The 10,894-nt window shown below is 67.9% G+C and carries 9 protein-coding genes; 6 read left to right on the top strand and 3 right to left on the bottom strand.

All coding sequences use genetic code 11. The features are described 5' to 3' along the window. The first annotated feature begins 387 nt into the window (after positions 1-387). The 4 genes from HPY23_RS08950 (at position 388) to HPY23_RS08935 (ending at position 4,680) form a co-directional block, all read left to right on the top strand. Positions 388-1,047 carry an urease accessory protein UreE gene (locus HPY23_RS08950; RefSeq protein ID WP_091882631.1) on the top strand — a complete coding sequence of 220 codons (660 nt, stop codon included), beginning with the start codon at positions 388-390 and terminating at the stop codon, positions 1,045-1,047. A 373-nt stretch (positions 1,048-1,420) separates the two neighbouring features. Beyond that, positions 1,421-3,772, top strand: a complete 2,352-nt coding sequence (locus HPY23_RS08945) for a methyl-accepting chemotaxis protein (protein ID WP_091882628.1) — start codon at positions 1,421-1,423, stop codon at positions 3,770-3,772. A 447-nt stretch (positions 3,773-4,219) separates the two neighbouring features. Next, positions 4,220-4,438 (top strand): hypothetical protein, encoded by a 219-nt coding sequence (locus HPY23_RS08940; protein WP_175539860.1) that lies wholly within the window; start codon positions 4,220-4,222, stop codon positions 4,436-4,438. Next, the gene (locus tag HPY23_RS08935) at positions 4,435-4,680 is read left to right on the top strand and encodes a hypothetical protein (RefSeq protein ID WP_091882625.1); all 246 of its coding nucleotides are present in this window, start codon (positions 4,435-4,437) and stop codon (positions 4,678-4,680) included. The genes HPY23_RS08940 and HPY23_RS08935 overlap by 4 nt, the downstream gene beginning before the upstream one ends. A 45-nt stretch (positions 4,681-4,725) precedes the next feature. On the opposite strand, the gene HPY23_RS08930 is transcribed toward HPY23_RS08935, so the two are convergent. The 3 genes from HPY23_RS08930 to HPY23_RS08920 form a co-directional block, all read right to left on the bottom strand. Further along, positions 4,726-5,694, bottom strand: coding sequence for a DUF6414 family protein (locus tag HPY23_RS08930; RefSeq protein WP_139234876.1), 969 nt, complete (start codon positions 5,692-5,694; stop codon positions 4,726-4,728). A gap of 258 nt (positions 5,695-5,952) precedes the next feature. After that, positions 5,953-7,248, bottom strand: coding sequence for a Y-family DNA polymerase (locus tag HPY23_RS08925; protein ID WP_091882622.1), 1,296 nt, complete (start codon positions 7,246-7,248; stop codon positions 5,953-5,955). Then, positions 7,245-7,706, bottom strand: a complete 462-nt coding sequence (locus HPY23_RS08920) for a LexA family protein (protein ID WP_091882619.1) — start codon at positions 7,704-7,706, stop codon at positions 7,245-7,247. The genes HPY23_RS08925 and HPY23_RS08920 overlap by 4 nt, the downstream gene beginning before the upstream one ends. Positions 7,707-7,815: 109 nt before the next feature. On the opposite strand from HPY23_RS08920, the gene HPY23_RS08915 reads away from it, so the two are divergent. Beyond that, complete coding sequence (locus HPY23_RS08915) at positions 7,816-8,070, top strand: hypothetical protein (protein WP_091882617.1); 255 nt, start codon at positions 7,816-7,818, stop codon at positions 8,068-8,070. Between the two features lie 185 nt (positions 8,071-8,255). Next, positions 8,256-10,631 (top strand): Hint domain-containing protein, encoded by a 2,376-nt coding sequence (locus tag HPY23_RS33530; RefSeq protein ID WP_268926653.1) that lies wholly within the window; start codon positions 8,256-8,258, stop codon positions 10,629-10,631. Positions 10,632-10,894: the final 263 nt, after the last annotated feature.

Raw genomic sequence — 10,894 nt, 5'->3', positions numbered from 1 at the left:
CCGCCGCGCCGATCGCCGCACCGGTCAGGCCGCCGAGGGCGGCGCCGCCGGCGGCGCGGTCGCCGGGGGTGTTGCAGGCGCCGAGCGACAGCGCCAGGGCGCCCGCGAGCGTGGCGGCGATGAGCTTCTTCATGGAGTCTTCCCCTCGTGCTTGTTCGGCGTCCGGCACCGGGTTCCGGCCCCACGCCCTGCCCTTGAGCTTAGCCGTATCGCGGCTGAACGCCAAATGAGCTTGGCCGTCAAAGAGTTCCCGGCGACCGGGGCCGATGGGTAACGAATCGTCAAGGTGCGACGCCGAAGCCACACGGTCCGGGGCCTGCCGCCCGCCCGTCAAATGCTCTACAGGGAGCCGGACAAGCCCCCGGCTCGAACGCCCGCGAGGACCCGATGCAGCGTGCCACCACCATCGTCCGCAAAGCCGCCGTGCGCCCCGACGCCGTCGCCGACGAGGTCGCCCTCGACCATGCCGCCCGCTCGGTCCGCAGCGCCGACCTCACGGCGCGGGGCGGCCTCGCCTTCCGGCTCGATCTCGACCGGGCGACGGTCCTGGAGGACGGCGACGCCGTGCGCCTCGAGGACGGCCGCCTGGTGCGCATCCTCGCCGCCCCGCAGGTGCTCCTCGCGGTCACGGCCGAGAACCCGCTTCGGCTCACCCGCCTCGCCTGGCAGCTCGGCAGCAACCACGTCCAGGCCGAGGTGACGGCGGACGCGCTCTACGTCCTCGACGACCCGGCGGTGGCCGAGCTGGTCCGCGGCCAGGGCTGCACGGCGACGGCGCTCCGGCGCCCGTTCCGCCCGGAGAAGGAGGTGGAGGCCCACGACCACAGCACCTGCGGGCACGACCATCATCACCACGGGCACGATCACGGGCACGCCCACCACGATCACGGCCACGGTGATCATGGCCAAGACCACGGTCATCATGCTCACGGCCACGATCACGCCCATCACGATCACGGCCATGCGCATGGCCACGCGCACGACCACCAGCACCACGGACACGATCACGGGCACGTCCACGGCCCGAACTGCAAGCACGGCCACTGAGCGCCCGCGCGGCCGATCCTCGGACGTCATCCCGTCGGCGATCTCGTTCCGGGATGTCGAAGCGAAGCGCGGGTCTCCCGGAGGCGCCGGAGGGTGCCGGGACCTCTGGGCCTCCGCCTTCCGTGCTTCCTGAGTTTGCATCTCGAGATGACGCGCGGACGGGATCGCACGGCTCCTCGCGATGCTGCCGCCGCAAGTCGATGAAGCATCGAATCCAGGTCGTCGGCATTCGGAGCGGCATCGCCGATCACCTGTTGCGACCTGCGATTTTTGTGCAGTGCAAGATCAGTCATCCGTCGAAGTCTTAAGTCGGACTTAAGCCAGCTGTCATAGCCAAGATCCCGGTGACAGGAAGACCCGGGTTCACGGTCCGATGACGATCAAGACGCGCCTCCTCTGCGGCTTCTCGGTGATGCTGGTGCTGACCGCCGGCGTCGCCGCCTCGGGCTGGGTCAGCCTGTCCGGCTTCGCCCAGCGCGTGGACACCGCGAACGCGGCCCAGATGCTCGCGGGCCGCGTGGGCGACCTCGCGCTGGCCGCCGAGCGGTCGCTGCACGATCCCAGCGGCAAACGGGAACAGGCGGTGACAAACGGGCTCGCCCAGGCCCGTGCCGGCCTCGCCACCGTTCCGGGCGCCGAGGCGATGGCGCGCGGCATGGACGCCTTCGCGCAGACCCGCATCACCTACGCGGCCGAGCAGGACGGCAAGGCGCGGATCCAGGCCGAGCACCTCCGCCTGATCGCCGATCTGCAGGCGGCGGCCGGCCGGATCGGCAGCGCGCAGAAGGCCCGCCTGGCGGCGGCGAGCCAGGCGCTCCAGGACAGCGTCGAGGCGCTCAAGGAGGCCGCCACCGCCGGCTCGCTCGCGGGCTCGGCGGTCCGCGGCGCGCTCGAGATGCGCAACGCAGAGCAGGTCCCCGGGGGCGATCGGGCGGTGGTCGCGGAGAGGTACCGGCTCCTGTCCGGGATCCTGAAGCGGCTCGGCGGGCAGGACGCGATGCGGGCCCCGGCCAAGGCCGCAGGCGACGCCCTCGACGATTACTTCGACGCCATCGACCTGCCTCCGGACGAGGCCGGCCGGGGCGACAAGATCACGACTGCCTTCGCCGCCATCATGGCGGCCCTGCGGGAGGTCGAGCAGGTCCAGAGCGACGCCGGCAGCGCGGTCCAGGCCCGCCTGCAGGAGCAGCAGGACCGGGTCGAGCGGGCGGCGGCCCTCCTCGCCGCCAGCGCGGAGGCGATCGAGGCCTCGAAATCGCTCCAGATCGCCGAGACCGCCCTGTTCGCGGCCAAGGACGCCCTGGCCGAGGATTCCTCGGCCAGGGACGAGGGTGGCGCGGTCGTCGCCAGCGCCGACGCGCTGACGACGGCGGTCGAGACGATCCACCGGTTCGAGACCGATCCGGCCGCGCGCCAGGCGATCGAGGCGTTGATCGCGAAGGTGCAGGGTCTCAAGGGTCAGGTGCCCGGGGTCGTCGCGGCGAACGCCGCGCAACGCGCGATCCTCGGGCAGCGCGACGGGCACCTGACCACCCTCGTCACCGCCGCCCAGGCGGCGGGCGACGGCGAGATCGCCCGGATCGGCTCCGAGCGGCGCGCCGCCGAGATCCTGCTCCTCGTCGGCGTGGCGCTGGCCGCGTCGCTCGGCATCGCGGCGGCACTGTGGCTCGCCCGCGGCATCGTGCGGCCGATCGGGCAGCTCGGCGCCGCGATGCGGGCGCTCGCCGCCGGCGACCTCTCGGTCGCGGTCGCAGGGCAGGAGCGGCGCGACGAGATCGGCGGCATGGCGCGGGCGGTGGAGGTTTTTCGGGAGGCGCTGGCCGCCAAGGCGCGGAGCGACGCCGAGTCCGCCGAGGCCGCCCGTGCCGAGGCCGGGCGGGCCCGCAGGCTCGGGGCGCTGACCGCGGACTTCGAGGCGACGATGTCGTCCTCGACGGAAGGACTGGCGCAGGCCGCCGACACCATGCAGGGCACCGCGACGTCGATGTCGACGGCCGCCGCGCGCACCAACGCCCGGTCGGCCGAGGTCGCCGAGGCCGCCGCCCGGACCTCGGCCAACGTCGAGACGGTCGCCGCGGCCACGGAGGAGATGGCGATCTCGATCCGCGAGATCGCCCGCCAGGTCGCGCATTCGGCGACGATGGCGACCGGCGCCGTCGGCCGCGCCCGGGAGACCGATGCCGTCATCGCGGCGCTCGCCGCCGGCGCCGAGCGCATCGGCGAGGTCGTCACCCTGATCCAGGGCATCGCCGGGCAGACGAACCTGCTCGCGCTCAACGCCACGATCGAGGCGGCCCGGGCCGGGGAGGCGGGACGGGGCTTCGCGGTGGTGGCCGCCGAGGTCAAGGAGCTGGCCGGCCAGACCGCGAAGGCCACCGAGGAGATCGGCGGCCAGATCGCCCGCATCCAGGAGGCGACCCGCGAGGCCGTGGCGGCCCTCCAGGCGATCGGCGGCGTGATCGGCGAGATGTCCGAGATCGCCACCGGCATCACCGCCGCCATGGAGCAGCAGGGCGCGGCGACCCAGGAGATCGCCCGCAACGTCGGCGAGGCCGCCCAGGGCACCCAGGTGGTCTCGACCGGCATCCGCGACGTGCGCCGCGACGCCGAAGGCGCCGGCGAGGCCGCCGCCCGAGTGCTCGCCGCGGCCGAGGCGCTCGCCGGCACCGCGACGGGCCTGCGCGGCGAGGTCGATGCGTTCCTGGGTGGCGTGAAGGCGGCGTGACGGGCCGCGGGCCGACGCCCGAGACCGATGCCGGGCCCGGGGTACCCTCGCGCGCTCGGGCGCGATACAACTCGGTCTCCGGTGCGGACGGGACCGAATTATCCCCGTCGGCAGCGAAGCAGTACGAGATAGGGAACAGGTGACGGTTTTGGTCGAGCGGTCCGGAAATTTCAGCGCCTGGCGCTTCTCCGTCGCCCCCATGATGGATGGGACGGATGGAGTCGATTTTCCCTAGGAGGAACCGGCTCGCTGTACCTTCATGCTGTACGAAATGCTGTAGCCGATCCCATGCCTCCGTCCGACCTAGGCGCCATCCCCAACACCGTCCTCTCCTGGTCCCGCGGCCTCGCCAGCCTCTCCCCGGGCGTCGTCCCGTGCCGCGGGCTACGGCCCGACGAGTGGCATGAGACGCACCGGCGATGCGGCGAGTTCGTCGAGCGATGGGGGATGCAGGCGCACGCGGCCGGGTGGGACACGCTGCGGCTGTTCGGGGTCCACCCGGAGCTCGGCACGATCCGCGGGGACTACTGCGGTATCCTCGTGACGCTCTCGGTCGAGATCCACGAGGTGACGCCCGAGTGGATCAAGCTGGGACGGTGGACCGCCTACCGGCACGAGCCCGTGAAGAGGCCGGGCATGATCCCGATCTGGGAGACCAAGCGATGACCGGCGGCGAGGCCTACAAGCAGAAGCTCCTCACCGACGACGCGCTCGACGCGGCGATCTCGGCCTATCTGGCGGACCCGTCGAAGCCGGTGGCGATCAAGGTCGGCAAGGGCAGCATCGACGTCGCCGCGGCTGTCCTGGCGCACCCCTACGCCGTCGAGGTGCTGGGGCGGGAGGGCGTGACCGGGCCGCAGCAGCGGAACGCGGTCAAGACGGCGGTGCTGCTGGCATCCGTCGGATGATCCACCCTCCAGCCCATCCCCCTGCAGGATCGTTGCGCAAGCTACTTAATCTTCAGTACCTCTGCCCGATACTTCTCTGAATATCAGGATTGGCAACATTCCAAAATGCGATCGAGGCCGCCCCAAATGTTCTCGAATCAAATTTGCAAAATTTGCAGTTACTTTTATAAAACCGTCGGACAGTAAAACAACGCCTAATTCATCAAGGGTTTTTGGATCTGGATCATCCTCAGTCGGTTCGCTACGAAAATCAGGGAATGCATCTAAAATCCCAAGAACGTTCCACCCACCTCGAATGATAGCGCCATGCTTGGCGGAAAGATCGTTAGTCCCCGTTACGAGCGACTCGTGCGTAAGTGTCGTCCAAAAATTATAAGGAGTGCTATATATAAACATTTGCGTTGAAGATGGAATTTTACTAATCAATCTCAATCGCAACTTTGCTTCTTTACCAGCCTCGCTATTAGGATTAATATTGTTTTCTTTGCATGCTGTTTGATGCATTATTTCGAAGAATTCGGAGTCTTGGAGAGCATGCCCCAATAAAGCGGTATCAAGTATTGATAAAGAACCTTTGATAAGTACAAACTGGCCGAGCATTGCTTCTTCTATATTGGTTACGATCAGATCATGCTCCTGAAGATAGTTCAGTAGCCGACGCGAATTAGACCAAAGTGGATCGAAAACGTGCTCCGCGATGTCCTTTGTCTCATCGGCGGTCGTGCTATCAAGGTTCGCAGAACCTCCCATGACAGATGGCAAGCCGATCGTACCGGTTGCCGACCCTCTGAGTGTTTGCGTATTACCGACGCTCTCGGTTGCCTTTACCGACTGCCTGACGCCGTACTCTTCGAACTGCGCGAGAAAAGATGCAACTCGCCTAACATCTTGATATAGAAAATCATAGACGGAATTGCTTCGTTGGGCTCTTGAGTGCGCCTCGTAATCTTGCTCTTCGCTCGTCGGCGTCCCGTCTGATTTCGTTTGCTCGCTCGATGTTTTTTCGGACGGCATCTGCGACCTCTTCTGGGGACATCGCAGCCTTTTCTGGCGCCCCACTAGACCAATCAGACTTCTTTTGATCGGCCATGGTCAAGCCCTTTCGATTTCGATGCCGATGGACTGGCGCCCGCGCGTTCCTGTGTACGGATACCCTGAGATGGTTGACAAGCCATCCTATCACTAGGGGCCGGCGAACGAGGACGGGAGCCGCACCTTCGACTATGAGCGGCGCCACACCGGATGGTCGACCTGGAGGGTGGCCGTTGGCGCCTATAACATCGCCGACACGCGCGGCACCTCGCTCAACCGCGTCGTGAACCGCGGCGAGCGCATCTCGAACTTCGTCGACCAGGTGCGCTTCTCGACCAGGCCGGCCCGCGCCGGCACCACGGCGCCGCGCCCGAATCGGCTGTTGCAGGCGTCCATCGCCGCCATCAGCGCCCCGGACTTCTCCCGATCGAGCTCGCCGAACAGCGGGCGGGGCGCTCCGTCGAGCGGCACGAGATCCTTCGTGACCAAGCCCGCCTTGCTGTAGCGCCAGGGCGTCGGCCCCTGCTCCTTCCAGGTCTTCGCGACCCCGTGGAGCGCCGCCTGGATCAGGTGGCGGCTGTCGTTCGTCGCCTCCGGCAGGTGCACCACCGTCGAGACCGAACGCATCGGGTCGCCCCGGTCGTGCTCGCTGGTGTGGTAGAAGACCGTGACGGCCGAGACCGCAAGCCCGTCCCGCCGCAGCTTCTCGCCGAGCCGCGTCGCGTGCGCCGCCACCGCCTGCTCCAGCACCGTCCGTTCGATGATGCGCGAGGAGAACGAGCGCGTCACGGCGCAGCCCTTGCGCCGGGCCGGCACGATCTCGAGCGGCAGGCAGGCGCGGCCGCGCAGCTCGTGGATGATGCGTTCGCCCACCACCGTCAGCGAGGCCCGCGCCGGCCGGGGATCGAGGTCGCGCAGGTCCGCCACCGTGTCGACGCCCATGGCCTCGAGGCGCGCCCGCGAGGCGCGCCCGATGCCCCAGACCTCGCCGACCGAGATCCCGACCATCCAGGCGGCACGCTCCGCCTCGTCGGACAGGTCGCACACGCCCCCGAGCTCGGGCACGGTTTTCGCGATGTGGTTGGCGAGCTTGGCGAGCGTCTTCGTCGGCCCGATCCCGACGCAGGTCGGCAGGCCGGTCCACTGCCGCACCGTCGAGCGGAGGTCACGCGCCAGCGCCAGGCGGTCGCGCTCGCGCACGTCGGAGAGATCGAGGAAGCTTTCGTCGATCGAGTAGATCTCCACGTCCGGCGCGAACTGCCGGTAGACGGTGTTCGCCCGGGCCGACATGTCGCCGTAGAGGGCGTAGTTCGAGGAGAAGACGCGCACGCCCTTGGACCGGCACAGCTGCCGGATCTTAAAGTAGGGCTCGCCCATGCGGATCCCGAGCGCCTTGGCTTCGGCGGTGCGGGCGATGGCGCAGCCGTCGTTATTCGAGAGCACGATCACCGGCACGCCGGCGAGCTTCGGATCGAACACGCGCTCGCAGGAGCAGTAGAAGGAATTGCCGTCGATGAGCGCGATGGCGCGCGTCATCGCACGAGGCTCGCGCGGGACTTCACGTGGTGCCAGCGCACCGAGAATAGCAGCACGCCCCAGAGCAGGCCTTCCTCAAGGTCCTCCAGGACGAACTCGCCCATCTCCGGGTTGTCGAAGGAGAGGGACAGCCGGTTGCCCCGGGCGACCAGGCGCTTGAGGCTCATCTCGCCGTTGACGACCGCGACGACGACCGCCCCGGAGGTGGGCGAGAGCGAGCGGTCGACCACGGCCAGATCCTCGTCGTGGATGCCGGCGCCCTTCATCGACCAGCCGCGAACGCGCCAGATGAAGGTGGCGGGTGGGTTCGGGACGAGCCAGCGCGGCAGCTCCAGCGCGCCTTCGATGAAGTCCTCGGCGGGGCTCGGGAACCCGGCGCAGAGCGTCGGGAGCATGAACGGGATCCGCACGAGCCCGCCTTCGTCCGCCGCCTCCGCACCGACCCGATAGAGACTCACGCGCACCCTCCGTGTTAGAACGAAAAGAGAACAAACAGGCTTGCGGTTCCCGGTCAAGGCCGAGCTTCGAGCCTGTGCGAAGTGGGGACGACAGGATCAGGAGATCGTGATGGGCATGCGGACGACGTTCATGGTGCAGACGTTCGAGATCCACCGGAAGCGGCTGCGGCCGGGCAACCGGGACGTGGCGCCGACGGAGAACGGGGCGCTCAAGCGCGCGGAGGCCATCGCCGGCCGGATGCCGGGGGCGGCGGCCCTGCGGATCGTGGCGGATGACGAGACGGGCGAGTTGGAGAGCGTCGCGATCCTCGGCCAATTTGGTGAGGTGCCGGAGGATTTTGCGGAGCAGGTGAGCGGCGGGTGAGCTTCGTCATCGGCCGGGACGTGCCGTGGCCGGAGGGTTGGCGATACAAGGAAAGCAAGCGGACCTTATCCAGAGTCGAACCTGCGTCCAAGTTAATACATTCCTAAATTTCGGATGATCAGATAGCCCGCACCGCCCGACGCGCGATTGTGCCGGACGCGGAACGCGCAAGCGGGCTGAGATCTATGGCTTACAACAACGCGTCTCGTACCTTTACGGTCAGCACCGACGACGAACTGAATGCGGCAATTGCCAACGTCGATGCCATTGGCAAGACAGGAAATAATAACGATCTGCAAGCAGGCGACTACACTATCCAATTTACCCAGGATATCACGCTCGACGGCACGACCAGTAGCACTTATGGCGCTCAAAACGCCGACGGCACGGTCGGCTCGCCGCTAACACTAAACTCGGGACCAGCCCTCTACACTGTGGCCGGCTCCTCGCAGCTCTATGCGCTAAACCTCTCGGCAGGCGTGCGGGTCACCATCGATGGCAACGGCAAGACGCTCGACGGCAACAGTGCCAATACGACCGGGGCGCAGGCCTATAATGGCTTCTTCGTCTACAACGGACAAGTCAACATTCAGAATACAACCATCGCGAATACTGTCGCAAAGGGCGGCGATGGCGGCGGAGGCGGTGCGGGGTTAGGTGGTGGCTTGTTCGTTGCGGGCCCTAACACGACTGGCTTTGGTGCATCTACAGCGACCGAGGGCGGGAATGTCGTCCTGACGAATGTTAATTTCGCCGCCAATGCGGCGCGTGGTGGCGCCGGCGTAGCTGGTGGCGCTGGCGGCGGCCTTCAGGGCGGCTCGACAGGAGGCGACGGCGCAGGCGGTGTCGGGGTCGGAGCATCCGGCGCAGCCCCCGGCGGTCGAGCTGGCGGGGGCCTAATCCTGGGAGCAGCACCAGGAAGTGGAGCAAATGGAGGTAGCAACGGCGGCGGTGGAGAAGGCGGTAGCGGGGGCGTCGGCGGGGATGGCGCCAGCGCTATCGGCGGTTTCGGCGGCGGCGGCGGCATCGGGGGCTTCGGCATAGGCCAAGGAGGCTTCGGCGGCGGATCCGGATACGGCCTCAACTTCATGGGCGGGTTTGGCGGCTTCGGCGGTGGCAGTAGCGGCCTCGCTGGGCAGGGCGGCTTTGGCGGTGGCCGCGGCAGCGGCTTCGGTAGCACCGAACGTATGGGCGGCGGCGGTCTCGGCGCCGGCGCCGACGTGTTTGTGCAGCAGGGCGGCAGCCTTACCATCCAGGGCAACAGCACCCTTGGGGCAGGCACTGTCGTCGGCGGGTCGAGCAGCGGCGCCACCGCGGGCGCCGGCCTGGGCTCTGGCCTGTTCATCCAGGGCAATCAGTCCGTCGTCCTCGCACCTGGGGCCGGGCAGACGCTCACTGTCAACGGCGTCATCGCCGACCAGTCTGGGTCGCAGCCTCAACTCGCGCCAGGCCAGGGCTTTAGCGCCGGCTCCGGCGGCCTGACGATTGGCGCCGGCACTGTCGTCCTCGCTCCGGTCGCGGCTCCCGGCAGCAGCATAGCCACGGCCAACACCTATACAGGCGGCACCAGCATTGCGGGAGGCGGTGCGTTGCAGCTTACGGGTCAAGCAGCGGCCGGCACCGGCGCGATCACCTTCGCCAGCTTGTCGGGCGGCGCTACCGCCCGCCTCTCCTTGACCCAGAGTGCCCAGCCGGCACCTGGAGACACCTTCACGAACATGCTCGCCAATTTCGGTGCCGGCAGCTTGCTAGATTTGCAGGGGTTGACCAGCGCGTCCGTCAGCTACAGCGCGACCACCAGCCAAATCACCGTTACTGGCCTGCGCTCAGGCGCTCAGATCAGCCAAGTCTTCACTCTATCCAATCCTGGTTCGACCAGCTTCATCGCCGAGAGCGATGGCCAAGGTGGCACTCTCATCAGCGTTTGCTTTGTCGCCGGCGTCCGGATCCGCACCACGCGCGGCGATATCGCCGTCGAGGAGATGAAGGTCAATGACCGGATCATCACCCCTTCCGGCACCCTGCGGCCGGTCACCTGGCTCGGCCATCGCCGCATCAACGGGCGCGGCCGCGCCCTGCCGGCCTCTCAGCAGCCAGTCCGAGTTCGCGCTGGTGCCTTCGGACCGGGCCTGCCCACTCGAGATTTGCGTCTCTCGCCCGGGCACCCGGTCCTGGTCGGTGCCGACGCGAACGGCGCGGGCGGCCACCTCGTGCCGATCATGTGCCTGATCAACGGCACCACCATCGCGCGCGAGCTGGTCTCGTCGGTGACCTACTGGCACGTCGAGCTCGACGCTCACGACATCCTGCTGGCCGAGGGCCTGGCGGCCGAAAGCTACCTCGACTGGGGCGACCGGCCGTTCTTCACGGAGGGCTCCGACCACGCGCTGCACAACCCCGACTTCGTCGTGCCGGGGCTGGCCGCCCGCTGCCGGCCGGTGGCGGTCGAGGGGCCGGTGGTCGAGGCCGAGCGGGCGCGGCTCTCGACGGTGTTCGCCGACAGCCTCGGCGAGGCCTGCGCCTGGGACGAGGCCGGCCGCTTCGCCTGGATCGCCGCGTAGGCCAAGGCATGAAAAAGCCCCGCTCGGCGGCTGCCGGCGGGGCTGGAGGCGGGGTCTCGGGTCTGGAAATCCGGTGAGGTAACCGCTCGACGGTAGGGCGGGTTCCCGCCGGTCAGTCGTGGCCGTGATGGCGCACCTGCTCCCGGTCGATGCTGCGCAGCAGTTCGGTCTGTGCCGTCAGCTGGTCTCGTGAAACTCGCCCGCATTCCGCGATCCGGTCCAGTCGCTCGACCTGCTGCCGGCCGATCTCCCGCAGGTCCCGC

It is taken from the genome of Methylobacterium ajmalii (genome assembly GCF_016613415.1).
In the GTDB taxonomy this organism is placed as follows: domain Bacteria; phylum Pseudomonadota; class Alphaproteobacteria; order Rhizobiales; family Beijerinckiaceae; genus Methylobacterium; species Methylobacterium ajmalii.
This window is presented reverse-complemented; position numbering and strand designations above follow the sequence as displayed.

Bases quoted from the DNA above. Each gene is read 5' to 3' on its own strand.
- HPY23_RS08940 (WP_175539860.1), top strand. From the start codon at position 4,220: ATGCAGGCGCACGCGGCCGGGTGGGACACGCTGCGGCTGTTCGGGGTC.
- HPY23_RS08945 (WP_091882628.1), top strand. From the start codon at position 1,421: ATGACGATCAAGACGCGCCTCCTCTGCGGCTTCTCGGTGATGCTGGTG.
- HPY23_RS08930 (WP_139234876.1), bottom strand. From the start codon at position 5,694: ATGCCGTCCGAAAAAACATCGAGCGAGCAAACGAAATCAGACGGGACG.
- HPY23_RS08915 (WP_091882617.1), top strand. From the start codon at position 7,816: ATGGGCATGCGGACGACGTTCATGGTGCAGACGTTCGAGATCCACCGG.
- HPY23_RS08925 (WP_091882622.1), bottom strand. From the start codon at position 7,248: ATGACGCGCGCCATCGCGCTCATCGACGGCAATTCCTTCTACTGCTCC.
- HPY23_RS33530 (WP_268926653.1), top strand. From the start codon at position 8,256: ATGGCTTACAACAACGCGTCTCGTACCTTTACGGTCAGCACCGACGAC.
- HPY23_RS08935 (WP_091882625.1), top strand. From the start codon at position 4,435: ATGACCGGCGGCGAGGCCTACAAGCAGAAGCTCCTCACCGACGACGCG.
- HPY23_RS08950 (WP_091882631.1), top strand. From the start codon at position 388: ATGCAGCGTGCCACCACCATCGTCCGCAAAGCCGCCGTGCGCCCCGAC.